Origin of the sequence: Streptomyces endophytica (assembly GCF_026153355.1) — a bacterium.
GTDB lineage: Bacteria > Actinomycetota > Actinomycetes > Streptomycetales > Streptomycetaceae > Streptomyces > Streptomyces endophytica.
In genome coordinates this window covers 2,968,287-2,993,208 of record NZ_CP110636.1, presented here as the reverse complement: position 1 = coordinate 2,993,208, position 24,922 = coordinate 2,968,287, and the positions used below count along the sequence as shown (strand labels likewise).

Sequence of the window (24,922 nt, the reverse complement as noted above, 5' to 3'; positions counted from 1 at the left end):
GGGCGGCGTGTGACGGGGACGCGGCGGTGGGTGGCTGCCGGGTTCTTGTTGCCGGCGTTGGTGTTGTTGGGTGCGCTGGTGGTGTATCCCATCGGGTTTTCCGTGTACCGGAGTCTGTTCGATGCGTCCGGTGACGGGTTCGTGGGGTTGGGGAATTACGGGGCGTTGTTCGCGGACGACGGGATTCGTACCGCGTTGCGGAACAACGTGGTGTGGGTGGTGGTGGCGCCGACGGTGTCGACGGCGCTGGGGTTGATCTTCGCGGTGCTGACGGAGCGGGTGCGTTGGGGTACGGCGTTCAAGCTGGTCGTTTTCATGCCGATGGCGATTTCGATGCTGGCGGCGGGGATCATTTTCCGGCTGGTGTACGACCAGAATCCGGAGCGTGGGGTGGCCAACGCGGTGTGGGTGGGGGTGCATGACACGTTCGCGGAGCCGGCGCCGTTCCCGGGGGCGAGGCCGCGGCCGAACGGGGTGCTGCGGCCGTCGGGGGGCGGGGCGTTCAGTACGGGGTCGGTGGTGCGTGCGGGGTCGGTGGTGATGCTGCCGTTGGTGGCGGTGCAGCAGGACGATGTGCGGGGTGCGCGGCCGGCGGCGGGTGCGGTGGCGCGGCCGGGGAGTGTGACGGGGACGGTGTGGCTGGATTTCACGCGGGGTGGTGGGGGCCGGCCGAATGTGGTCGACGGGCCGGAGAAGGGGCTGGCCGGGGTGACCGTGGAGGCGGTGCGGGGCGGCCGGGTGGTGGCGTCGGCGCGGACGGCGGCGGACGGGACATTCGTGTTGCCGGGTGGGGCGGCGGACGGGGCGCGGTTGCGGTTGCCGGCGGGGAATTTCGCGGCGGCGTACGGCGGGGTGGAGTGGCTGGGGCCGGCGTTGGTGACTCCGGCGATCATCGGGGCGTATGTGTGGATGTGGGCGGGTTTCGCGATGGTGTTGATCGCGGCGGGGCTGGCGGGGGTGCCGCGGGAGTTGTTGGAGGCGGCGCGGGTGGACGGGGCGGGTGAGTGGCAGGTGTTCCGCCGGGTCACGGTGCCGTTGCTGGCGCCGGTGCTGGTGGTGGTGCTGGTGACGCTGATGATCAATGTGCTGAAGATCTTCGACCTGGTGTACATCATCGCGCCGGGTCGAGTCTGCGGTCGGCGAATGTGCTGGCGTTGCAGTTGTTCCAGTCGTCGTTCGGGACGGATGTCAATGAGGGGCTGGGCAGTGCGATCGCGGTGTTCCTGCTGCTGCTCGTGCTGCCGGTGATGTGGGTGAATCTCCGGCGGATACGGAAGGAGCGTCGTCGATGACCGCGGTGGAGGGGGTCGCCCGGGCCGGTGGCGGGGCGGGTGTGGTGGGGCGGGTGCGGCCGTCTTTGGCGGCGCGGCTGGTGGCGCGGGCCGGTGGTGGTGCGGTGCGTGTGTTCCTGGTGCTGGTGGCGTTGTTCTGGTTGATGCCGTCGGTGGGGTTGTTGTTGTCGTCGTTGCGCAGTCCGCAGCGGATCGGTGAGTCGGGCTGGTGGCGGGTGTTCGCGGAGCCGGCGCAGATCACGTTCGACAATTACGGCCGGTTGTTGTCGAACGGCAAGGTGATGGGTTCGCTGCTGACGACGGCGGAGATCACGGTGCCGGCGACGGTGCTGGTGGTGGTGATCGGGGCGCTGGCGGGTTATGCGTTCGCGTGGATGGATTTTGCGGGCCGGGACGGCTGGTTCCTGGTGGTGGTGGGGTTGCTGGTGGTGCCGGTGCAGGTGGCGCTGATTCCGGTGGCGAAGTTGTTCGGGGCGGTGGGGCTGTTCGAGACGACGGCGGGGGTGATCCTTTTCCACACGGCGTTCGGGTTGCCGTTCGCGGTGTTCCTGTTGCGGAATTTCTTCGCGGAGATCCCCCGGGAGTTGTTGGAGGCGGCGCGGCTGGACGGGGCGGGTGAGCTGCGGCTGTTCACGCGGGTGGTGTTGCCGTTGGGGGGTCCGGCGATCGCGTCGTTGGGGATCTTCCAGTTCCTGTGGGTGTGGAACGACATGCTGGTGGCGTTGATCTTCGCGGACAGTGGGAGTCCGCCGATCACGGTGGCGTTGCAGCAGGAGGTGCGGCAGTTCGGGAACAACATCGATGTGCTGGCGCCGGGGGCGTTTCTGTCGATGGTGGTGCCGTTGATCGTTTTCTTCGCGTTCCAGCGGCAGTTCGTGTCCGGGGTGATGGCGGGCGCGGTGAAGTGAGGGGTGGTGGGCGCGGCGGGACGGGGGCCGTGTGCCGTACGGCGTACGGGGTGGTTTGCGGGTCGTGCCGTTGTTATCCCGCGTTCATGTCCGTCCCCCTACGATGTCGGTCACTGCCGTGAAACGCATGGTGCGACGGGGCTCCGTCGTGGAGACTGCGTAGCGGTGCCGGTGCGTTCTCCGTGCCGGACGAGGGTGTGCCCGCCCCTGCGTGGGCGGGGCCCGTGCGCCGCCCATACCGGGGCCCGGGCGTGTTCATAACTGCACACTCCGTATAACTCCACACTCCGTATGCGTCCGTATGTGTCCCCCCACATCGCTTTGCCTGTTGCATTCCGCCTACGTTCCCGACCGTCTGGAGACGGACCGCACATGACTGCCCCCACCGCAGACCAGAGTGCCGAGCAACTCCCGCGCCCTGTCCGGTTGTCCGAGGTGAAAGGCTGGTTCTTCACTGCCGATCAGCTGCTGTTCGACTGGTTCCTGGCGTATCAGCAGGCGCGTTCCGAGTCGGGTGATCTGCTCGAACTGGGCGCGTACATGGGCAAGAGCGCGATTTTCCTCGGGGCGCGGCTGGGCGCCGGGGAGCGCTTCACGGTCTGCGATCTCTTCGATTCGCCGGCCGAGGACGCGTCGAACTCCAAGGAGATGAAGAAGTCGTACGCGTCGCTGACGCGGCGGGCTTTCGAGGCCAACTACCTGTCGTTCCATGATGAGTTGCCGACCATCGTGCAGGGGCTGAGTTCGATCGTCAGCGAGCACGTCGAGAAGGGCTCGGTGCGGTTCGCGCACATCGACGCGTCGCATCTGTACGAGCATGTGCACGGGGACATCCTGGCGGTGCGGGAGTTGCTGACCGGCAGTGGTGTGGTGGTGCTGGACGACTACCGCGCGGAGCACTGTCCGGGGGTGGCGGCGGCGACGTGGCAGGCGGTCGCCAATGAGGGGCTGCGGCCGATCTGCATCACGGGCACGAAGTTCTACGGGACATGGGGTGATCCGGAGCCGCTCCAGAAGGCGCTGGTGGGGTGGATCGCGGAGCGCGGTGACATCTGGCACGAGGTGCAGTACGTGAACGGGGCGCCGCTGGTGCGGTTGAGCGCGAAGGGTGCGAAGGAGCCGGTGCAGCCGGTGTCGCGGCACCGTGCGGCGCCGGCGGCGGCCGCGGCGGGTGCGGTGCGCCCTGAGGCGGCGGTGCCGTCCGGGCCGGCGGTGCGGGCGGGGCGGCGGGCGCCGGTGCCGACGCGGGCGACGGTGCGGAAGGTGGCGCGGGAGGTGCTGCCGCCGATCGTGGCGCGGGCGCTCGTGAAGGCCCGTAAGCGGGCGCGGGGGCGCTAGGCGTTCACTGGTCGAAGGGCCGGGGCGGGCTGCCGTGAGGGCGGCCCGCCCCGGCTTTCGTGTGCGCCGGCGCCCGTGCCCCGGGTACCTGCCCGTCCCTACCGCGGTACCTGCCCCACCAGGACGAACACGTTGGGGCGCAGCAGCATCCCGGCGGGGCGGGGCAGGGGGTGGGAGTAGGTGCGGCGGACGGTGAGGCCGGCGGTGGCGGCGAAGGCGCGCAGCAGGGTGAAGTCGGTGAAGCGGACGGGTGGGGGGCCGGTGCGGTGGCCGGCTTCCTGGGGGGTGATGAGGAGGACGCCGCCGCCGGGCCGTACGTAGGGGACGTAGGCGCGGAGGAGTTCTTCGGCCTGTTCGTCGTCGAGGTGCTGGAGGACGTGGGCGGTGAGGAGGGCGTCGAAGGCGCCGGGGCGGGCGTGCGGGCCGGCGAGGAAGGCGTCGGGGGTGTAGGCGGTCAGGCCGCGGGTGCGGCAGCGGGCGACGGCGTCGGGGTCGTGGTCGATGCCGACGCTGCCGGGGGTGCAGCCGGCGAGGGTGTCGCCGTCGCCGCAGCCGATTTCCAGGACGCGGCCGGCGCCGATGCGCCGTAGTTGCCGGCGGTAGGGGGTGTGGGCGGGTAGCAGGCGGGCGAGGCCGGGGCGGCTGGGTTCGGCGGGGAGGCGGGCGGTGGAGGCGGCGGGGCGGTGCGGTGGGGCGGGGGTGCGGGGGGTGCGGGGTTCGCCGGTGGGTGGTTGGGCATCCGGGCTGTCGGTGGGGGCGGGGCTGTCGGTTCGGCCGGGCATCGGGACGCGGTCACCTTCCCTGGGACGCGGCGCGGGGGCGCCGTAACGCTGCGCGACGGGTGTACGGCTTCGGGTCTACGGCATGGGCCGGGGCGGGGTGGCGGCGGCGCGCCGACCCGGTGGGCGGAAGGTCTCCGGGCGGGCGGTGGGGTGCGGGCGGGTGGTGCGGCCGCGGGCGGGGGCTCACCCTTTCAGCGCAGATCCGGTGACCGTGCCGCCGGTGGTGAGTTGAACGCCCACAAGAGACAGGAAGGGCGTGGTCCGTCTATGAAGCCCCGGCTCACCGTCGTCGTCCCGGTTCCTCGTGGTGCGGGGGCGGAGGGGAATCTGGAGGAGTGCCTGGCGTCGGTGGCGGCGCAGACGCTGGCGGAACTGGATGTGGTGCTGGTGGAGGGCGGGCCCGCGGGTGGGGGCCCGTCTTCTGCTGTGGCGCATGCCGCCGCGGAGCGGGATCCGCGGTTCCGGATCGTGCATCTGGCGGGCGGTGAGGTGCCGGGGTGCGGTGCGGCGCGGAACGCCGGTGCCCGGCACGCTTTTCCGCACACCGGTTATCTGGCGTTCCTGGACGCGGACGATGTGCTGCTGCCGCGGGCATACGAGGATCTGGTGGGGTTGCTGGACCGGTCGGGGGCGGATCTGGCGACGGGCAATGTGTACCGGCTGGGGGCGGCGGGGCGGAGTCAGTCGGCGCGTCATCCGGCGGGCCGGCAGACGGTGCTGGGGACGCATGTGACGGAGGATCTGACGCTGCTGGCGGATTCCTTCGCCCGGAACAAGGTGTTCCGCCGGGAGTTCTGGGACCGGCACGGTTTCGCCTTCCCGGAGGGCGAGTGGTGCCTGGACGAGGCGGTGACGGTGCCGGCGCATTTCCTGGCCGGCGCGGTGGACGTGCTGCGGGAGCACGTGTGTTACTGGCGGCTGCCGGAGGGTGCGGCGCGGCACCGGCGGCCGGATCCGCGGGGGGTGCGGGACCGGTTCGCGGCGGTGGCGGCGATCCGGCGGTTCCTGGGTGACGCGGCGCGGCCGCAGTTGCACGCGTACCGGCGGGATTACGACCGGTTCCAGCTGACGGAGGGGCTGGCGGATCTGGTGGCGGCGCTGCCGGGGGCGGCGCCGGAGACCCGGACGGCGTTCCTGGACTGTGCGCGGGACTTCCTGGCGGGGGTGGATCCGCGGGTGTTCCCGGAGCTGCCGGTGGAGTTGCGGATGCGGTGGTATCTGGTGCGGGCGGGGCGGGCGGCGGATCTGCTGACGTTGCTGCGGCACGAGGCGCGGAATCCGGCGGGGTTCGCGGTGGCGGGGCCGCCGTTGCGGCGGCGGGCGGTGGTGCCGGTGAGTCCGCCGCTGGAGTTGCCGCCGGGCGTGACGCGGCTGGGCCGGGAGGACTTCCCGGTGTGTGCGCGGGTGCGGGAGGCGGTGTGGCGGGACGGGGTGCTGGTGCTGCGGGGGCACGCGTACGTGCGGAACGTGGACGCGGCGCACCGGCACACGGTGGGGGTGCGGACGGCGGTGCTGTCGTGCGGGCGGCGGCGGATCGTGCTGCCGCTGCGGACGGTGGCGATGCCGGAGGCGACCGCGGAGTCGGGGCAGGAGCTGCACTGTTACGACTGGTCGGGGTTCGAGCTGCGGGTGGATCCGGCGCGGTTGCGGCGGGGCGGGCGGTGGGAGGAGGGGACTGGTCGGTCGGGCTGGTGCTGGCGTCGGCGAGCGGGGTGCGGATGGCGTCGCCGGAGGCGCCGGAGGCGGGTTCGGGGGCGGCGCCGGTGGTGTGCGAGGTGGCGGACGAGGGGCCGCGGGGCGTGGTGCGGGTGACGCCGTGGTACGAGGACGGGCGGCTGCGGCTGTCGGTGGCGCGGCGGACGCGGTGGCTGGCGGGGCACCGGTCGGTGGCGGCCGGTGCGCTTCAGGTGTCGGTGCGGGCGCCGGGGCCGGTGCCGTCGGGGCTGCGGCTGACGCATCAGGGGACGGGCACGGTGGTGTCGTTCCCGGCGGGGACGGAGCCCGCGGAGGGCGGTGAGGTGACGTTCCGGGTGCTGGCGGAGGCGGTGGCGGCGGCGCGTCCGCCGCGGGACGGGGCGCCGGCGCTGATCCCGCCGGCGCATACGGAGAGCTGGCTGGCGGAGCTGGTGCTGCCGGACGGCGCCACGGACCGGGTGGCGTGTGATCCGGCGCTGGAGCCGGTGGGGTATCCGCTGCCGCACGGCCGGGAGCTGGTGGTGGCGGCCGGTCCGGCGGGGGATCTGGTGCTGCACGACCGGACGCCGCAGCCGTATGCGGACCGGGTGCTGTGGCGGTCGGACGGGACGCTGCTGGTGGCGGGCGGGTTGCCGGCGGCGGCGCCGCACGCCACGGAGCTGGTGCTGAAGCACGGGGTGCATGCGGCGGAGCTGACGTTTCCGGTGACGCACGACGAGGGCCGGTTCCACGGGCGGCTGCCGCTGGGGGCGTTGCCGTCGCTGGCCGGGCCGGTGCCGCTGCGGGAGGGCGGCTGGTCGCTGCACCTGCGGGAGCGGGGGGCGGTGGGGTCGCCGCTGGACGCGCCGGTGCGGCTGGCGCCGCGGGTGCTGGACGGGCTGCCGGCGTCGTGCACGGTCCGGGGGAAGCCGCTGGTGGTGGACCGGCACCGGGGCGATGAGCTGCTGGTGGTGGCGGGGCCGGCGGTGCCGGCCGCGGACCGGGGCCCGTACCGGCGGCGGTTGCTGCGGGAGCAGCACTATGTGCTGCACCGTTCGCGTCCGCTGCGGGACACGGTGCTGTACAGCAGTTTCGGTGGCCGGTCGTACGGGGATTCGCCGCGGGCGGTGCATGAGGAGCTGGTGCGCCGGGGGATGGACGTGGAGCATCTGTGGGCGGTGCGGGACGCGCAGTCGACGGTGCCGGGGACGGCGCGGGCGGTGGTGGTGGGCAGCGCGGAGTGGCACGGGGCGCTGGCGCACAGCCGGTGGGTGGTGACGAACACGCATCTGCCGTGGTGGTTCACGCGGCGGGGCGGTCAGCGGATCGTGCAGACGTGGCACGGTACGCCGCTGAAGCGGATCGGTGCGGATCTGGCGGGGACGCTGTGTGCGGGGCTGGCGCATCTGGCGCCGCGGCCGCGGGTGAGCCGGCAGTGGAGCGTGCTGCTGTCGCCGAACGGGCACAGCTCCGCGGTGCTGCGGTCGGCGCTGGGGTTCGCGGGGCGGGTGCTGGAGACGGGGCTGCCGCGGACGGATGTGCTGTTCGCGGCGGACCGGGAGCTGCGGGCGGCGGCGGTGCGGGAGCGGCTGGGGCTGGAGCCCGGCCGGCGGGTGGTGCTGTACGCGCCGACGCCGCGGGACGACGTGGCGTACGACGCGCGGCACCACCGGTTGCCGCTGGCGCTGGACGTCGATCTGGCGCGGCGGGAGCTGGGGGACGGGCATGTGCTGCTGGTGCGGGGGCATCCGCTGGTCGCGGACCGGCTTCCGGGGCACCATGCGCCGTTCGCGGTGGACGTGTCGGCGTATCCGGACGCGATGGAGTTGCTGCTGGTGGCGGACGTGCTGGTGACGGACTACTCGTCGCTGGCGGTGGATTTCGCGAACACCGGCCGGCCGATGTTGTTCCTGACGCCGGATCTGCCGCATTACCGGGACGCGCTGCGGGGGTTCACGCTGGATTTCGAGGCGCGGGTGCCGGGGCCGTTGTTGTCGTCGACGGGTGAGCTGGTGGAGGCGCTGGGTGATCTGGAGGCGGTGGCCGCGGCGAGTGCGGAGGCGTACGCGGATTTCCGGGAGGTGTTCTGCCACCGGGACGACGGTGGTGCGGCGGGGCGGGTCGCGGACGTGATGGAGCGGTGAGGGTTGCCGGTCCGCGGCAAGGTGATGGCGCGCGGATCGGCATCGCACGCCATTCGCGTCGTTACAGCATGTGCAGGGGTCCGCGGCGGGCTGTCGGGTCCTTGCGCACCCGAGCCCGGTGCTCTGCCCGGTCACGAGACGGCAATACGGCGGAAAAGCGGGGCGAGGAGTGCAACCGCTCGGCGGGTTTCGCCCTCTGACCCATCGGATATGGGTTCGGATCCCGCTCGCGCCAAGAGATGCTGTCGACACGAAATGTAGATTTAGTGACTGTGAAAGAAGCCCCTGAGCAGCTGCCGGGGCCCACCATCACGCCCTCCGCGCAGGTCAGCATCGTCGTCATCGCGTTCAACGATGCCGGCCATGTCGGTGATGCGGTGCGTTCCGCGCTCGCTCAGGAGGTTCCCGGTGACACGGTCACCGAGGTGATCGCGGTGAACGACGCCTCCACCGACGGCACCGGTGCCGCCCTGGACGATCTGGCCCGTACCGAGCCGCGGCTGCGGGTGATCCACCGCAGTGAGAACAGCGGCGGCTGCGGCACGCCCCGTAACGAGGGTCTGCGGGCCGCGACGGGCCGGTTCGTGATGTTCCTGGACAGTGACGACGTGCTGCCGCCGGGTGCGGTGCGGGCGCTGCTGTCGGCGGCGCTGCGGTACGACGCGCCGGTGGTGTCGGGTGCGTGCGTGCGGCGGGAGCTGCCGGCGCGGCGGGACGTGCCGTGGCAGCCGGGTCTGTACCGGGAGGCGGCGGTGCACGAGCCGGCGGAGGCCAGTCCGCAGCTGGTGCGGGACACGCTGTGCGTGAACAAGCTGTACGAGCGGGAGTTCCTGGCGAAGCACGCGATCGCGTTCCCCGAGGGCCGGTTCACGTACGAGGACTTCGTGTTCACCGCGCAGGTGCTGGCGGCGGCGCCGCGGATCGCGACGGTGCCGGACAGCGTCTACGTCTGGCATGTGCGCCGGTCGGCGGCGCGGCAGTCGATCTCGCTGAACCGCAAGGACGTCGCGAACTGGGAGGCGCGGATCGCGGCGCACCGGGCGAGTGTGGAGATCTTCCGGGAGGCGGGGTCGCCGGTGCTGGCGCAGGCGGCGGCCACCAAGTTCCTCGATCATGATCTGCGGATGTACGTGCGGGAGCTGCACACCCGTGGTGCGGACTACCGGGCGGAGTGGTGGCGGCTGACCCGGGAGTACCTGGGGGGTTTCGACGAGGCGGCGCTGCGGGCGGCGCGGGCGCCGTCGCGGTGGCTGGCGCGGGTGGTGCTGGCGTCGCCGGCGCCGCGGGACCTGGACCGGATCACGCAGCTGGCGAGCCGTCCGGGGCGGCTGCTGCCGCCGTACGCGGAGTCCGGCGGGCGGGCGGTGTGGTCGCCGGACCTGCCCGAGGTGGAGCTGGACGCGCTGGGCACGAAGCCGATAGGCCGGCTGCCGGTGACGATCGACGCGGAGCCGTCGGTGGGCGGCCGCAGTGTGCTGCGGCTGCGGGTGCACGACCTGTACGGGCGGCTGGCGGCGGCGGGCCCGGAGAGCATCGATGTGGAGCTGCGGCGGCGCCGGGACGACCGGCGGGGCCCGGTGCACACCGCGACCCTGACCCGGGCGGCCGCGGGCGCCTCGGGGAGTGCGGCGGTGTGCTGGACGGCGGAGGTCGTGCTGGACCTGGAGGCGCTGACCGAGGGGACCGGCAGGGCGGCGGCCGATCCGGAGCCGTGGGACCTGATGGCGCGGGTCAGCTGTGCCGACGGGGCGGGTTTCCGGGCCGCGCTGCGGGCGACCGGGCCGGGGCTGCGGCGGCGGGTGCTGCCGAGCCGGCGGCACACGGTGCTGCTGGTGCAGCCGTACGCGACGACGGGCGGTGCGCTGTCGCTGCGGGTGGCGTCGGGGCTGCGCAGCGTCTGGCGGATCGCGGCGCGCCGGCTGCGCCGCTGACCTTGTCGTTGTCCGACTTCCTCGCTCCTAGGATGGGCGTCATGTCTTACTTGATCACGGGTGGTGCCGGTTACATCGGCTCCCATGTCGTACGGGCCCTGCGGCAGGCGGGCGAGCGGGTCGTCGTGCTGGACGACCTGACGACGGGCGTGGCCGCCCGGATTCCCGACGACGTGCCGCTGGTCGTCGGCTCCACGCTCGACCGGGCGGTGCTGGACACGGCGATCGCCGAGCACGGCGTGACCGATGTGGTGCATCTGGCGGCGAAGAAGCAGGTCGGCGAGTCCGTCGAGATGCCGCTGCTGTACTACCGGGAGAACGTGCACGGGCTGCAGACGCTGCTGGAGGCGATGGCGGCGGGCGGCGTGGCCCGGCTGGTGTTCTCGTCGTCGGCGGCGGTGTACGGCATGCCGGACGTGGAGCTGGTGACCGAGGACACCCCGTGCCTGCCGATCAACCCGTACGGGGAGACGAAGCTGGTCGGGGAGTGGATGGCGCGGGCGGTGGGGAAGGCGCACGGCATCTCCACGGCCTGTCTGCGGTACTTCAACGTGGCCGGTGCGGCCGCCCCGGAGCTGGCCGACACGGGCGTCTTCAACATCGTGCCGATGGTGTTCGAGCGGCTGACGGCGGGTGCCGCGCCGCGGATCTTCGGTGACGACTACGACACGCCGGACGGCACCTGCATCCGCGACTACATCCATGTCGCCGATCTCGCCGAGGCGCATGTGGCGGCGGCCCGGAAGCTCGCCGGGCCGGGCCCGGTGCGGGACCTGACCCTGAACATCGGGCGCGGCGAGGGCGTTTCGGTGCGCGAGCTGATCCGTCTGATCGCGGAGGTCACCGGGTACGAGGGCGTGACGCCCGAGGTGACGCCGCGCCGGCCGGGTGACCCGGCGCGGGTGGTGGCGGCCGCCGACCGGATCGGCGCGGAGCTGGGCTGGAAGGCCCGGCACGACGTGCGGGACATGGTCACGTCGGCGTGGGCGGGCTGGCGCCACCACCACCCGGAGGCCTGACCCCGGGCGGGCCGGCGGGTCCCGCCCGGTCGGCGGGGCCCGGCCGGCCCGCGGGTCCCGGCCGGTCGGGGCGGTCAGCGGGTGGTCAGCGGATACGACGTCCGCCCGGACGCCTCGTCGATCTCGTCGTGGGCCTTGGTCAGCAGTTTCATCGCCAGTTCGTTGAGTGCCCTGGCCCCGGCGACCTCCTCGCCGACCCGCGGCTGGTTGGAGTCGGCGGGGTGGCGGCTGGCGTACCCGTGGGACCGGACCTCGGTGCCGTCCGGGAGCCGCACGAGGGCGGCCGCGCGCGTGCGGTGGTTGTCCTCCTCGAATTCCATCTCGACGTGCCATCCGACAGCTGTCTGCAGCATCACCATCACCTCCGGAACCGCTCCTACCAGAGTGCTCCCGCCGGGCGGCGGGTGCACGGTGTGGCGGCTCATTCCGGGGCGGTCAGCCGCAGGTGGAGGTGGCCGTGCGGGCGGGAGAGGAACAGGGCGGCGGTGGCCGGGCCGGGCGGCAGGGGGCGGGGCGAGGTCGGCGGCGGACAACGGGGTTTCGGGGACGAGCCAGGCCGCACGGTGGACGGCGGGGCCCGGGGCGCCGTCCGTGGTGGTGCCGTGTCCGGTGACGGCGATCTTGAGGCCCCAGATGCCGTCGGCGAGGGGCGCGCCGCCGGCGGCGGTGGCCGGGTCGAGTTCCGCCTGCCAGTGGCCGTCCGCGTAGTGGGCGGGGAGGTGGTGGGTGGCGCCGGCGCGGTGCAGGACGAGGGTGACCGCGGTGGTGTCGAGGTGCGGCAGGGCGGCGGTGCCGGCCAGGCGGAGGACGGTGCCGGTCCAGTGGCGGCCGGTCAGCCGCTGGCGCAGGACGACCCGGTCGGTGAGGTCGTAGCAGGCGTCGGGCAGCGGGTGGTGCGGGTCGCGGAAGTACGGGTAGCGGGCGTGGACCCGGCCGTCGGGGTCGACCTGGGTGGGGACGGGTCCGGTGTCGGCGCGGACGACGGCGGCCAGTGCGTCGTCGTCGCCGGCGTCGAGGCAGTGGGCGCGCAGCCGGAGGCGGGGCGGCAGGGCGGTGCGTATGCGGTCGGTGAGGTAGCGGCGGACGAGGGGCGGGCGGCGGCCGTCATCCGGTGCCGGCCGGCGGGGGTGCGGGCGAGGTAGGCGGGGCCGAAGGGCATGAGGATCTCGCCGTGGAAGTGACGCGTCATCAGTTTGTCGCGGTCGGGGCCGGGCGGGACCTCGGCGGCGACGGTGTCGAGGACGTCGCCGATGTAGTGGAGGTAGTCGGGCCAGTCGACGTCCTGGCGGCTGGCGTTGCTGTCGTCGGCGCGGCCGTGGAGGTAGTAGCAGTCGTAGTCGGCGAGGACGGAGACGGTGCGGGCGCGCAGCAGCGCTTCGATGCCGAAGGGGAGGTCCTCGCCGAGCAGGCGGCCCTCGACGAAGCGCAGCCGGTGGGTTTCGAGGAAGGCGCGGCGGAAGAGTTTGTAGGCGGCCAGGGACCAGTAGACGGGCGAGTCGAAGACGGAGACGGCGGGGCTGGTGGTGCGCAGGTCGACCGGGGCGGCGCGGCCGTCGGCGCCGACGATGCGGCCGTAGACGACGTCGGAGCCGTGGGTCTGGGCCATGCGGGTGAGGCGGTCGAGGGCTTCGGGGCCGAGGCGGTCGTCGGAGTCGAGGAAGAAGACGTAGTCGCCGGTGGCGCGGTCCAGGCCGGTGTTTGCGGGGTTTGCCGGCGCCGCCGGAGGCGTGCTGGCGGACGACGGTGAGGCGGGGGTTGCGGCGGGCGGCGTCGGTGAGCCACTCGGTGCTGCCGTCGGTGGAGCCGTCGTCGACGGCGATGATCTCGATGCGGTGCGGGTCGAGGGTCTGCGCGAAGACGGAGCCGAGGCAGCGGTCGAGGTAGGGCAGCGTGTTGTGGACGGGCACGATCACCGAGACGGCCGGGGTGGCGCGGGTCATCGGTGTGGTGCGGGGGTTGTCCTCGGTGTCCCTCGGCATACGCAGTACTCCAGCGAGGCAAAACAGACTATTAAGACATATAACGTTGACTGAACGTTCGCCGACCGTGGAGGAGTGCCGGTGGCTCCGACGCCCGCCACCCCCCAAGAGGCGCTCCGGCCCCGGGAGGTTGCCCGGCCGCTGCCCGGAGGGGACCGCCCGGCGGCGGACCGGCCGCCACGACGGTGGACCGCCCCCTGGACGGCGGCGGCGCTGTCCACGGTGGCGTACTGCCTGGGGCTGGCCGTGTACGGCAGCTACCCGTTCGGGCCGCGCTCGCGCGCCGTCAACGACCTCGGCAATCAGTTCGTGCCGTTCCACGCCCGGCTCTGGGACCTGCTGCACGGCCAGGCCGCCGGCGATCTGTTCTTCAACTGGAGCAGCGGATACGGGGTGCCGTTCCTCGCGGACTTCCTCACGTATCTGATGAACCCGTTCTCGCTGCTCGTCGGCCTCTTCCCGCGCGCGGCGGCGGACCTTCCGGTCTTCCTGGTCACGCTGTGCAGCATCGGCCTGGCCGCCGCCCTGATGACCGTCCTCCTCGGCCGGCTGCACCCCGGCTCCGGGACGCTGCGGGCGCTTTTGTCGGTGGGCTACGCGCTGTGCGCCTGGGTGCTGAACGACGGTGCCGCGGACCCGATGTGGATGTGGGGGCCGGTGGCGCTGCCGCTGCTGGGGATCGCCGCGGACTGGTGCCTGCGGCGCACCCGCTGGGTGGCCGGGACGCTGCTGGTCGCGCTGGCCTGGGCGGGCAACTTCTACACGGCGGCGATGGCCACCCTGGCGACCGGGCTGGTGCTGGCGGTGCGGCTGGGCACGGCGGCCGGGATGCCGCCGGGCGCGCGGCTGCGGGCGGCCGGCCGGGCGGTGACGGCGACGCTGGCCGGGATCGGGCTCGCCGCGCCCGTCCTGACCGTCACCCTCCGGGCCAGCCGGGCGGCCCAGCCCGCTCCCCCGGTCTCCTACGAGGCGCGGCCCCCCGTGCTGTACCAGCTGGCGCAGCTGCTGCCCGGCGGCCACGGCGGGGTGCCCACGCCCAACATCTTCATCGGCGTGCCGGGGCTGCTGCTGGTCGCCGCCTTCCCGTTCGTCCGGGCGGTGCCGGTGCGGGCCCGCCTCGCCTGGTACGCGCTGGCACTGGGGGTGGCCGTCTCGTTCGTCTGGCGGCCGACGATCCTGCTGTGGCACGGGCTGGCGCTGCCCAACGGCAGCCCGTACCGGGCCGCGTTCGTGCTCAGCGGGATCCTCGTGATGATCTCCTGGCTGGCGCTGGCGCACCGGCCCCGGGCCGGCGAACTGGCCGCCGGCGGGGCGCTGGTGGCGCTGCTGGCGTGGGCGTGCCGGGACCAGGGGGCGGTCGGTGCGGCGACCTGGATCCTGGTGGCCGGCGGCGGCACCGCGGCCCTGGCGGCGCTGACCGCGCTGGCGGTGCTGCCCACCGCCGGCCCCCGGACCGGCCCGCGGACCGCGCTCACCGCGGCACTGGCCGGCACGGTGCTGCTCACCTCGTCGTACACGGTGTTCTCGGTGACGGCCGTACGGGGCAAGATCGCCTGGTTCCGGCCCAAGATCACCATGACCCGGGCGTCCCTGGCGGCCCGCGCCGGCCTCGCCGCCCGCGACGACTGGCCGCGCTCGCGCACCGACCCGGGGCCGCACGAGTTCGCCAACAACGACCCGCTGCTGCTCGGCGGTGAGGGCGGCGCCTACTACAGCAGTTACGTGCCCGCGGCCACCGCCCGCGCCCTGCGGGACCTGGGCGCCGGCTGGTACATGAGGGGCCGTCACACCCTCAGCTTCGAGGACCCGGTGGGCCGGGCCCTGATGGGCGTCGGCAGTTCGCTGCTCCCCGCGCCGCAGGACCCCCGCGGCCACTTCACCGTGGACCGCGCCCGCCCGGCGCCGGCCCCGCTGCTGACCGTGCGCGGCCGCCTGGCGGCCCCGCCGCGCGGCCCGGAGAGCGTGTTCGCGCGCCAGGAACGGGTGCTGGGCGCGGCCGTCTACGAGGTGCCGGAGCTGACACCCACCGCGGGCACCGCGCCGGTGCGCGGACGCGGCGGCTGGCTGCTGCCGCCGTCCGCGCTGCCCGCCGCGGCCACGCCCCTGGCCGGCCCGAACGGCGCGGGCACCACCTTCACCGCCCGCTGCACCCGCGGCGGCACCGTGGTCTGGTACGCGCCCTGGTTCTGGGGCCAGGTCAGCGGGCTGGGCGCCCGCACCAAGGGCATCGGCCGGGCGGACACCACCGCCAACCCGGTGCGGGTGCTGGGGCGGGTGCCGGACGACGGGACGGTCGCGGTGCGGTTCATCGGCCGGGGCAGCCAGTGGCTGCCCGCGCGCCCGCTGGGCTGTCTGCCGCCGGGCGCGCTGGACCGGGCGGTGCGCGCGCTGCGCGGGCCGGTGGCGCTGACCGCGGGCGGGCACCGGCTGACCGCCCGGCTGCCGCGCGGCAGCCGGGGGCACGCGGTGCTGGCGCTGCCGGCCGTCGCGGGGTGGGGCTGTGCGGTGGACGGCGGGCCGCGGCGCGCGCCGGCCTCGCACGGCGGGCTGCTGGCGGTACCGCTGCGGCCCGGGGCGACCCGGCTGACCTGCACGTACCTGCCGCCGGGCCTGCGTGCGGGGCTGGCGGCGAGCGGCGCGGCCGGGCTGGCGGCCGGCGCGGTGGCGGTGGGGGGCCAGCTACGGGGCCGCGGCCGGTCCCGGCGTCGCACCACCAAGGAGACCCGCGGATGAAGCTCTCCATCGTCGTCCCCTGCTACAACGAGGAGGCCGTGCTGGCCCGCTTCGACGAGGCGGTCCGGGCGGTCCTCGCCCGCCTCGGCGTCGCCCACGAGCTGTGCTACGTCGACGACGGCAGCACCGACGGCACCCTGGCCCGGCTGCGCGGCCTGGCCCAGCAGCACCGGGGCACCACCCGCTACCTGTCGTTCAGCCGCAACTTCGGCAAGGAGCCCGCCATGCTGGCCGGCTGCGGGCGGCCACCGGCGACGCGGTGATCCTGATGGACGCCGACCTGCAGCATCCGCCGGACCTCATCGAGAAGATGCTCGACCTCTACCAGCTGGGGCACGACCAGGTCGTCGCGCGGCGCAGCCGGGACGGCGAGCGGCGGCTGCGGTCCGCGCTGAGCCGCTGCTACTACCGGGCCGTCAACACCTGGGTCGACGTCGAACTCGCCGACGGCGTCGGGGACTTCCGGCTGCTGTCGCGCAAGGCTGTGGACGCGCTGCTGGCACTGCCGGAGTACAACCGCTTCTCCAAGGGCCTGTTCTCCTGGATCGGCTTCGACACCGTCACCTTCGACTACCGCAACGCGGTCCGGGAGGCCGGCGAGACCAAGTGGCGGCTCGGCGCGCTGGTCAACTACGGCATCGACGGGATGCTCTCCTTCAACAGCCGGCCGCTGCGGCTGGCCATCTACGCCGGTCTCGGCCTGGCCGGGCTCGCCGCGCTCTACACCCTGTGGATCGTCGCGGCGGCCGTCGTCGGCGGGGTCACCGCGCCCGGCTATGTGACGCTGGTGGCGATCATCGTGGGCCTGGGCGGGCTGCAGATGGTGATGCTCGGGCTGATCGGCGAGTACATCGGCCGGATCTACCACGAGGCCAAGCGGCGCCCGCACTACCTGGTCAAGGAGGGCAACGCCGCCGAGGCCGCGCTGAGCGCCGCCGCCGGGCCCGCGGACGCCGCCACCGCCGGGTCGCAGGCCGGCTGATGGCCGGCCGGTCCGCGGGCGGGGGCTGGGCCCAGCCGGTGCGCTTCGCCGTCGTCGGCGGAGTCAACACCGCGACGTTCTACGCCTGTTACCTGCCGCTGCACCGCCTGCTGCCGTACTTCGCCGCCTACAGCCTCGCCTTCGCGCTGAGCATGACCGGCTCGTTCCTGCTCAACACCTACTTCACCTACCGCACCCGCCCGAGCTGGCGGAAGTTCCTGCTGTTCCCGCTGACCCAGGTCACCAACTACGGCATGCAGAGCGCCGGGCTGGTGGCGCTGGTCGGCTGGTGCGGGATGAACAGCGCGCTGGCGCCGCTGGCCGCCGCCGCCTTCGCGCTGCCGGCCGGCTATCTGGTCTCGCGGCGGATCCTGCGGCCGCCCGCCCGGTCCGGCACGGCAGCCGGGGCCGTACGCGGTACCGCCGGTCAGGCCGGGGCGTCACCGGTCCGCTCCGGCGACCCGCTCTGAGGCCGCCAGGCGCCGAACAGCGCGGTCTGCCCCACCGACGTCTGCCGGGCCGCGTACAGCCGGCCGTCGGTGCCCAGCACCACCACCACCGCCCGCCCGGCGGCGTCCTGCGCGACCCCGGCCGCCGCGGAGTGCGACACCCGGCCCGGCTGCCACGGCTTGGGGGCGTCCTGGGCCATCGCCACCCGCACCTCGCCGGTGTCGTCCCGGGCCGCGACGACCATCCGGTCCCCGCTGCCCACCGGGGCCGCCGCCACCCGCCCGTAGCCGCCGACCGGCGCGCACTGCGCCGCCACCCGCCAGCCGCCGATCCGCCGGTGCCGCTCGGCGATCAGCACCTGCGCGGTGACCGAGCGGCGGTAGACGGCCCGCACCACGCCGTCGGCCAGCGGGACGAGACTGACCGGGCCGCCCGGCTGCGGCAGCCCGGTGGCCGCGGCCGGCCGCGGTATCTGCCCAGGCTCCTTCGACACCCAGTGCGCCACCGTGCCGATGCCCGGCGCGACCACGTGGAGCAGCCCGTCGGAGTCCACACAGGCGTCCAGCCCGTCGACGACCTGCGGGGACGCCTTCAGGGTGCTGACCGTGCCCTCCAGCCGCTCCCACCGCGTGAAGCCCGTGCCGCCGGGGCCGGCGCGGTGCGCGATGTTGCCGTCCCAGGTGCGGACGAAGACGTGCACCGTGCCGTCCGGGGCGGCCACCGCCGCCGGGAAGCCGATCTCCAGCGAACGCTCCGGATCCGGGTCCGGTGAGCCCAGCGACTCCCAGCGGCCGAACAGCGGCGTGCCGTCCGGGGCGGTGCCGCGCTGGGCCGCGGTCATCAGCTCGCGGCGGTGCACGGCGGTGCGGCCCGGCAGCACCGTGCGCGAGGCGAACAGCTGCAGCGGCCCGTCGGGGCGGCGCACCGCGTGGATCTGCCCCTGCAGCATCGCGCCGCCGGCCGGCACCGGTGCCCCGAACCGGCCGCTGCCGGGGCGGGTCTCGGCCCAGCAGTACGCGGTGCCGCCGAGCACCGCGAAGGCCGCCAGCCGGCCGTCCTGCGCGGGCCGGAGCCAGGCGTTGGAGCCGGGGGCGCGCAGCCGGGTGGAGCGGGTCCAGTCGCGGGAGCCGCCGTCCAGCGCCGAGCCGCCGACCTTGCGGTCACCGCAGCCGGCCGGGTCGCCGCAGCGGCGGTGGTCGGCCCAGCCGTACACCGACAGCAGCCGGGCCTTGCGCCGGGCGGCCTTCAGGTCGACGTCGTTGGGCAGCGCGGACGCCTCGTAGCCGAGGTAGTTCTCGACGATGGGCGGGCGGCCCCCACGGGCCAGGTAGGCGGCCAGCGCGGCCTGCGCGAAGTAGGCGGAGGCGGTGTGGTCCTGGTGGTCGTAGTAGCGCAGCCCGGCCAGCCGGGGGTCGCGGTCCGGGCCGGCCGGCGGCCGCTTGCGGGAGTGCACCGCGTTGGGGTCCAGGGTGCGCACCACCGTGGGGCGGGCCCGGTCGAGCACCGCCACCAGGGCCGCGACGACCTGGGCGCGGCTGTAGAGGAACTGGTGCCGTACGGGTGAGCCGGCCGGGCGCAGGGTGGGCAGGAAGGGCGTGGCGCCGAGCCACAGGCCGCGCAGGCTGGTGGCGCGGGCCTGCCAGACCGCCCGGGCCTCCACCAGTTCCAGGAACAGCAACTGCTGATTCGGGGCGGCCTGGAGGGTGTGCAGTTCGGCCTGGACGTCGGGGAGCAGGGATATCGCGGTCAGGTGCCACGGGGCGGCGGGGTCGCCGAGGGCCATCTCGGCGTGCGCGGCACGCAGTCCGTTGGTGCGGGCCCGGGCGAAGGCGGGCCGGTTCCTGGGGACCCGATCGGCGTACGCGGCGTGCCTGCTGACGTTGTGTCCGTCGGACTCGCCGCCCGTGAGGCAGACGGTGACCGAGCGGGCCCCGGCGCGGACGGCCTGCTCCAGGTCGGGGTTCATGAAGTACAGGCCGTCGTCCGGATGGGCGATGACGTGCAGGAAGGACTGGTCCGCCGGGTCGACCAGGAGCGGCCCGGAGCCGGCCGGTTCGCCCGTCCGGGGGCCCTCGTCCGCGACGTGGGCCCAGACGCCGGTGCCCGCCGCCGCGGCGAGCAGCCCGCCGCCGGTGAGCTGGAGCAGCCAGCGGCGGGTGACACGGGGCGGGCGCGGCGGTGACACATCCTCAGTATTCGGTGGGCCGGGACGGACCGCTCGTCCGAAAGCGGTGACCGGGGCGCATTCCACCCGCCCGAAAAGTCGCCACTTACGTGCATCCGTGATGAGCGCCACAGAACTTTCAGGTTACGAACAACAACCTTTTCGGGTGAACGGCGGTCAGGAGGGTCGACAATGCATAGAACCCCTTTGGGGCTTTTTTGCGTTCTGTACTCAGCTCGTCACGAGGAGTAAGCACCGCATGTCCGAGACAGTCCTCGACCCCGTCGTACCCCGCTTCAGCATCATCGTGCCCGTGTTCAGAGTGCAGGGCTTCCTGCGCGAGTGCATGGACTCGGTGCTGGCGCAGGACTTCACGGACTTCGAGGTGATCGCCGTCGACGACTGCTCGCCGGACCGCAGCGGCGCCATCCTCGACGAGTACGCCGCCCGCGACGAGCGCGTAGAGGTCCTGCACCTGCCGGAGAACGTCGGCCTGGGTCTGGCCCGCAACGCCGGCCTGGAAAAGGTCCGCGGCGAGTACGTCCTCTTCCTCGACAGCGACGACACCCTCGTGCCCGGCGCGCTCGGTGCGCTGGCGGAGCGGCTGGACACGACCGGCAGCCCGGAGATCCTGATCTTCGACTACGCCCGGACCTACTGGGACAGCTCGGTCCGCCGCAACCTCCTCGCCGACCGGCTCGACGAGGCCGGCGCGCCCAGCTTCACCCTCGCCGAGCGCCCCGAGATCCTCGACCTGCTGCAGATCGTCTGGAACAAGGCCTACCGCCGCGACTTCATCGAGGAGCACGGCTTCACCTTCCCGGTCGGCTACTACGAGGACGCCCCCTGGACGTTCTGCACGCTGATCACCGCGCGGTCCATCGCGGTCCTCGACCGGGTCTGTCTGCACTACCGCCAGCGCCGGCAGGGCGGCAACATCCTGCGCACCACCAGCCGCAAGCACTTCGACGTCTTCGACCAGTACGACCGGGTCTTCGCCTACCTCGACGCCCACCCGGAGCTGTCGCGCTGGCGCCCGCACATGTTCCGCAAGATGATCGACCACTACCTGACGGTGCTGGACAAGCCGGGCCGGCTGCCGCAGAACGCCACCGCCGAGTTCTTCCACCGCGCCGCCCGCGACTACCGCCGGCGGCTGCCGGCCGGCTTCGTCCGGCCCGCCGGGGTGGCCGGCGGCAAGTACGCGCTGCTCGCCAAGGACGCCTACCCGGCGCTGGCCGGCCTCAAGGTCGCCGGCAAGGTGCAGCGCACGGTCCGCAAGCACGCCGGCAAGAAGGTCCGCCAGGCCAAGAAGAAGGCCATGGACCTGCGCTACCAGGCCCTGCTGCGGCAGCCGCTGGACGAGAACCTCGCGGTCTACTCCGCGTACTGGAACCGGCTGCCGGCCTGCAACCCGCTGGCGATCTACGAGAAGGCCAAGGAGCTCGCCCCGCACGTCCACGGCGTGTGGGTCGTCAAGCAGCAGCTGGTCGACTCCGGCGAGATACCGGCCGGCGTCGACCACGTCGTGCTGAACTCGCCGCGCTACTGGGAGGTCATGGCCCGCGCCAAGTACCTCGTCAACAACGTGAACTTCGCGGACGGCGTGGTCAAGCGCGAGGGGCAGGTCCACCTCCAGACCCACCACGGCACCCCGCTGAAGTCGATGGGCGTCGACCAGAAGCGCTACCCGGCCGCCGCCAAGGGCATGAGCTTCCGCAAGCTGCTGGCCCGCGCCGACCGCTGGGACTACTCGCTCTCCTCCAACCAGCACACCACCGAGCAGTGGGAGCGGGTCTACCCCTGCAACTTCGAGTCGCTGGACGCCGGTTACCCCCGCAACGACGTCTACTACCGGGCGAGCGCCCAGGACGTCCTGGACATCCGCGAGCGCCTGGGCGTCGCCCCCGGCAAGACGGCGGTCCTGTACGCCCCGACCATGCGCGACTACCAGGTCGGCTACGTGCCGCGGCTGGACCTGGAGAAGATCTCCCGCGAGCTCGGTGAGGACTTCGTCCTGCTGGTGCGCACCCACTACTTCTACGACCAGGACACCCGCCTCCAGGAGCTGCAGGAGCGCGGCGCGATCATCGACGTCTCCGGCCACCCGGTCGTCGAGGAACTGTGCCTGGCCGCCGACGCCCTGGTCACCGACTACTCGTCGATCATGTTCGACTACGCCAACCTCGACCGGCCGATCATCAACTACACCGACGACTGGGACACCTACGTCCGCTCCCGCGGCGTCACCTTCGACCTGCTCTCGGGCAAGCCGGGCGACACCCCGGGCGTGCTCGCCACCACCGAGGACGAGCTGATCGACGCCTTCCGCAGCGGCCGCTGGGACGACGAGCGGGCCACCGAGCTGCGCGCCGCGTTCCGTGCGCGGTTCTGCCAGTGGGACGACGGGCACGCCGCCGAGCGCGTGGTCCGCCGGGTCTTCCTCGGCCAGGAGACGGCCCCCGAGCCGCTGCCGCAGGAGGAGCGCACCGTGGCCCCGGCCCCCGCACCGCGGCCGCCGCGGCCGGCCTGGTGAAGCTCCCCGCCCCGCGCACGTCGGCGGACGACGCCGCGGCCGGATCGGGCACCTCGGGCCCGTCGGGCGCCTCGGACGTCGAGATGGCGGGCTGAGGCCCCGGCCGACGCCGCACACCCCGGGCACAGACACCACTGCCCCCGGCCGTCGTTCCGGCCGGGGGCAGTGGCGTACGTACACGGGGGGCGCCGGCTCCGCTCACTCCGCCCGAGCGTCACTCCGCCCGAGCGCCGCCGCCCCTTCTGGCATCCTCGACGTTTCCCGCGGGAATACCGCCCCGCGTCCCCCGGTTGTGGCCCCGCAGGGGGCCCTCGCGACCCCTACGGGATCCGTTCGCCCCCGCCCTAGGTAATTCCCCCACCCCGCCCCGCCTCCCCCGCCGGCTCCACTCACTCCGCCCCGAGCGCCGCCGCCACCGAGCCCGCCAGGGCGTCGAGGTAGCCCTTGGGCAGCTCGTCGCGTACGACCAGCAGCCGCCAGTACAGCGGGCCGGTCAGCAGGTCCAGCGCGAGGCGGGTGTCCACGTCCTGCGGCAGCTCGCCGCGCGCCACCGCGCTGGCCACCACCGCGGCCGCGACGCCCTCCTGGCTGTCGTGCAGCGCCGCCCGCAGCGCGGTCGCCAGCTCCGGGCTGCGCGCCGCCTCCGCCAGCAGGTCCGGGATGATCTGCGACGCCATCGGGTGCCGCAGCGCCCGGGCCGCGACCTCCAGCAGCATCCGTACGTCCCCCGCGCAGCGACCCGGTGTCCGGGGTCGGCAGGCCCGCGGCGGCCACCGCGGAGACCACGTCCAGGACGAGGTGCAGCTTGGAGCGCCACCGCCGGTAGACGGCGGTCTTCCCGACGCCCGCCCGGCGGGCGATGCCCTCGATCGACATCCGGGCGAAGCCCACCGCCGCCAGCTCCTCGAAGACCGCCGCCCGGATCGCCTCGGTCTTGTCCTCGCGCAGTACCGCGGCGCCCGCCGGGGCGCGCCGGCCCGCCGCGGGGTCGTTCCCGTTGCCGTTCTTTGCCATGGCTTGAGCCTAGCGTCACGACGCTACGGTTGCGTTTCGACGCGAGCTCCCTTTAGTGTCGGCGTCGCGACGATACGGACCCGTTCCGTCGTCGCACTCCGTTTCTGCGGCCCCCGTACGCAAGCGAAAGCGGCCCCATGCCCCAGACCCTCACTCCCCCGGCCCCGGCCCCGGCACGGGTGCCCGACGCCGGCACCGGCACCGCCCCCGACCCCGAGCTGCGCGCGCTGGCCGAACGCCACGGCCTCACGGTGAGCGGTGCCCGGCCCTCGCTGACGGAGTACACCCGTCAGCTGTGGCAGCGGCGGCACTTCATCACCTCGTTCGCCACCGCCCGGCTCACCGCGATGTACACCACCGCCAAGCTCGGGCAGCTCTGGCAGGTGATCACCCCGCTGCTCAACGCCGCCGTCTACTACTTGATCTTCGGTGTGCTGCTCGACACGAGGAAGCACGTCCCGGACTTCATCCCGTTCCTGGTGACCGGCGTCTTCATCTTCACCTTCCTGCAGAACTCGGTGATGACCGGCACCCGGGCGATCTCCGGCAACCTGGGCCTGGTGCGCGCCCTGCACTTCCCGCGGGCCTGCCTGCCGATCTCGTTCTGCCTGGCGCAGCTGCAGCAACTGCTGTTCTCCATGGGCGTGCTGGCGGTCATCCTGCTGTGCTTCGGACAGCTGCCGACCTGGTCATGGCTGCTCGTCCTGCCGGCGCTGACCCTGCAGTTCGTGTTCAACACGGGTCTGGCGATGGTGATGGCCCGCCTCGGCTCCCGGACCCCGGACCTGGCGCAGCTGATGCCCTTCGTGATGCGGACGTGGATGTACGCGTCCGGCGTGATGTTCAGCATCAGCGTGATCCTCCAGGGCAAGCACCTCCCGAAGATCGTGGAGCTCCTGCTCAACGCCAACCGGCGGCGGTCTACATCGACCTGATGCGCTTCGCGCTGATCGACAGCTTCACCGCGAAGCAACTGCCGCCGCACGTCTGGGCGTTCGCGGCCGGCTGGGCGCTGGTGGCCGGTATCGGCGGCTATGTGTACTTCTGGAAGGCTGAGGAGCGGTACGGACGTGGCTGAGGTCATGACGGAAGAGATCAACGGCGTGCGGCCCACGGCGGCCGCCCAGGAACGGATCCCGACCGTGATCGCGGACGATCTGCACATCGTCTACCGCGTCTACGGCACGGGCGCGGGCAAGGGCAGCGCCACCGCGGCGCTGAACCGCATCGTCCGCCGCAAGCCCTCCACCGGCGTGCGCGAGGTCCACGCGGTCAAGGGCGTCTCCTTCACCGCCTACCGCGGGGAGTCGATCGGCCTGATCGGCTCGAACGGCTCGGGCAAGTCCACCCTGCTCAAGGCGGTCGCCGGTCTGCTGCCGGCCGAGCGCGGCAAGGTCTACACGCACGGCCAGCCCTCCCTGCTGGGCGTGAACGCGGCCCTGATGAACGACCTGACCGGCGAGAAGAACGTCGTCCTCGGCGGTCTGGCCATGGGCATGTCGCGCGAGCAGATCCGGGAGCGCTACGACGGGATCGTCGACTTCTCCGGCATCAACGAGAAGGGCGACTTCATCTCCCTGCCGATGCGCACGTACTCCTCGGGTATGGCGGCCCGGCTGCGGTTCTCCATCGCCGCGGCCAAGGACCACGACGTGCTGATGATCGACGAGGCGCTGGCCACCGGCGACCGGGCGTTCCAGAAGCGCTCCGAGGCCCGGATCCGCGAGCTGCGCAAGGAGGCCGGCACGGTCTTCCTGGTCAGCCACAACAACAAGTCCATCCGCGACACCTGCGACCGCGTGCTGTGGCTGGAACGCGGCGAGCTGCTGATGGACGGCCCCACCGACGAGGTCATCGAGGCCTACGAAGCACAGACCGGCAAGTAGCCCGCTCCGTAAGCGGGTTCGGCAGGTGGCCCGCCTCGCCGGAGACCGGCACGCCGCCCGCGCGGCAGCCGCAACGGGAACGGCCCCGGA

General features: G+C 73.4%; 14 protein-coding genes and 5 pseudogenes. 13 read left to right on the top strand and 6 right to left on the bottom strand.

What is annotated here, in order from left to right; translation table 11 throughout:
* Positions 1-9: 9 nt before the first annotated feature.
* From OJ254_RS13490 to OJ254_RS13480, 3 genes and pseudogenes are all read left to right on the top strand, one after another.
* A pseudogene (locus tag OJ254_RS13490) lies at positions 10-1,292 on the top strand (carbohydrate ABC transporter permease).
* Positions 1,289-2,200, top strand: a complete 912-nt coding sequence (locus OJ254_RS13485) for a carbohydrate ABC transporter permease (protein ID WP_265362522.1) — start codon at positions 1,289-1,291, stop codon at positions 2,198-2,200. The pseudogene OJ254_RS13490 and the gene OJ254_RS13485 overlap by 4 nt, the downstream one beginning before the upstream one ends.
* Positions 2,201-2,572: 372 nt before the next feature.
* On the top strand, positions 2,573-3,538 hold the full coding sequence (locus tag OJ254_RS13480; protein ID WP_265362521.1) for a class I SAM-dependent methyltransferase: 966 nt from the start codon (positions 2,573-2,575) through the stop codon (positions 3,536-3,538).
* Between the two features lie 98 nt (positions 3,539-3,636).
* Here the strand turns inward: OJ254_RS13480 and OJ254_RS13475 are convergent, their stop codons facing one another.
* On the bottom strand, positions 3,637-4,320 hold the full coding sequence (locus tag OJ254_RS13475) for a class I SAM-dependent methyltransferase (protein ID WP_265362520.1): 684 nt from the start codon (positions 4,318-4,320) through the stop codon (positions 3,637-3,639).
* Between the two features lie 267 nt (positions 4,321-4,587).
* Between OJ254_RS13475 and OJ254_RS13470 the strand changes: the two genes are divergently transcribed.
* The 4 genes from OJ254_RS13470 (at position 4,588) to galE (ending at position 11,088) form a co-directional block, all read left to right on the top strand.
* Positions 4,588-6,132 carry a glycosyltransferase family 2 protein gene (locus OJ254_RS13470; protein ID WP_265362519.1) on the top strand — a complete coding sequence of 515 codons (1,545 nt, stop codon included), beginning with the start codon at positions 4,588-4,590 and terminating at the stop codon, positions 6,130-6,132.
* Positions 6,039-8,138, top strand: a complete 2,100-nt coding sequence (locus OJ254_RS13465) for a CDP-glycerol glycerophosphotransferase family protein (protein WP_265365144.1) — start codon at positions 6,039-6,041, stop codon at positions 8,136-8,138. The genes OJ254_RS13470 and OJ254_RS13465 overlap by 94 nt, the downstream gene beginning before the upstream one ends.
* 272 nt (positions 8,139-8,410) lie before the next feature.
* Entirely contained in the window at positions 8,411-10,069 is a 1,659-nt protein-coding gene (locus OJ254_RS13460; protein WP_265362518.1) for a glycosyltransferase family 2 protein, read from the top strand.
* Between the two features lie 41 nt (positions 10,070-10,110).
* A complete protein-coding gene (galE, locus tag OJ254_RS13455; RefSeq protein WP_265362517.1) occupies positions 10,111-11,088 on the top strand; it encodes a UDP-glucose 4-epimerase GalE in 978 nt (325 codons plus the stop codon).
* Positions 11,089-11,162: 74 nt separating this feature from the next.
* On the opposite strand, the gene OJ254_RS13450 is transcribed toward galE, so the two are convergent.
* The 3 genes and pseudogenes from OJ254_RS13450 to OJ254_RS13440 all read right to left on the bottom strand — a co-directional run.
* Positions 11,163-11,441: a DUF1876 domain-containing protein gene (locus OJ254_RS13450; RefSeq protein ID WP_265365143.1), complete on the bottom strand. Its 279-nt coding sequence runs from the start codon at positions 11,439-11,441 to the stop codon at positions 11,163-11,165.
* Between the two features lie 479 nt (positions 11,442-11,920).
* Positions 11,921-12,778 (bottom strand): glycosyltransferase family 2 protein, encoded by an 858-nt coding sequence (locus OJ254_RS13445; RefSeq protein ID WP_265365142.1) that lies wholly within the window; start codon positions 12,776-12,778, stop codon positions 11,921-11,923.
* 79 nt (positions 12,779-12,857) lie between these two features.
* Positions 12,858-13,028, bottom strand: a pseudogene (locus OJ254_RS13440) (glycosyltransferase family 2 protein); the annotation flags it as partial.
* A 120-nt stretch (positions 13,029-13,148) separates the two neighbouring features.
* On the opposite strand from OJ254_RS13440, the gene OJ254_RS13435 reads away from it, so the two are divergent.
* The 3 genes and pseudogenes from OJ254_RS13435 to OJ254_RS13425 all read left to right on the top strand — a co-directional run bounded on the left by OJ254_RS13435 (position 13,149) and on the right by OJ254_RS13425 (position 17,252).
* Positions 13,149-15,800, top strand: coding sequence for a YfhO family protein (locus tag OJ254_RS13435; protein WP_265362516.1), 2,652 nt, complete (start codon positions 13,149-13,151; stop codon positions 15,798-15,800).
* A pseudogene (locus OJ254_RS13430) lies at positions 15,797-16,782 on the top strand (glycosyltransferase family 2 protein). The gene OJ254_RS13435 and the pseudogene OJ254_RS13430 overlap by 4 nt, the downstream one beginning before the upstream one ends.
* Positions 16,782-17,252 carry a GtrA family protein gene (locus OJ254_RS13425; protein ID WP_265362515.1) on the top strand — a complete coding sequence of 157 codons (471 nt, stop codon included), beginning with the start codon at positions 16,782-16,784 and terminating at the stop codon, positions 17,250-17,252. The pseudogene OJ254_RS13430 and the gene OJ254_RS13425 overlap by 1 nt, the downstream one beginning before the upstream one ends.
* On the opposite strand, the gene OJ254_RS13420 is transcribed toward OJ254_RS13425, so the two are convergent.
* The gene (locus tag OJ254_RS13420; RefSeq protein WP_265362514.1) at positions 17,210-19,417 is read right to left on the bottom strand and encodes a PIG-L family deacetylase; all 2,208 of its coding nucleotides are present in this window, start codon (positions 19,415-19,417) and stop codon (positions 17,210-17,212) included. The two genes, OJ254_RS13425 and OJ254_RS13420, sit on opposite strands and share 43 nt — an antisense overlap.
* Positions 19,418-19,655: 238 nt before the next feature.
* Here OJ254_RS13420 and OJ254_RS13415 point away from each other — a divergent pair, with 238 nt between their 5' ends.
* Complete coding sequence (locus OJ254_RS13415; protein WP_265362513.1) at positions 19,656-21,932, top strand: bifunctional glycosyltransferase/CDP-glycerol:glycerophosphate glycerophosphotransferase; 2,277 nt, start codon at positions 19,656-19,658, stop codon at positions 21,930-21,932.
* 389 nt (positions 21,933-22,321) lie between these two features.
* Here the strand turns inward: OJ254_RS13415 and OJ254_RS13410 are convergent.
* Positions 22,322-22,946: pseudogene (locus OJ254_RS13410) on the bottom strand (TetR/AcrR family transcriptional regulator).
* A gap of 137 nt (positions 22,947-23,083) precedes the next feature.
* On the opposite strand from OJ254_RS13410, the pseudogene OJ254_RS13405 reads away from it, so the two are divergent.
* Together OJ254_RS13405 and OJ254_RS13400 are read left to right on the top strand one after the other, a co-directional pair.
* A pseudogene (locus OJ254_RS13405) lies at positions 23,084-24,024 on the top strand (ABC transporter permease).
* Positions 24,025-24,028: 4 nt separating this feature from the next.
* Positions 24,029-24,832 (top strand): ABC transporter ATP-binding protein, encoded by an 804-nt coding sequence (locus OJ254_RS13400; protein WP_265365141.1) that lies wholly within the window; start codon positions 24,029-24,031, stop codon positions 24,830-24,832.
* Positions 24,833-24,922 lie beyond the last annotated feature (90 nt).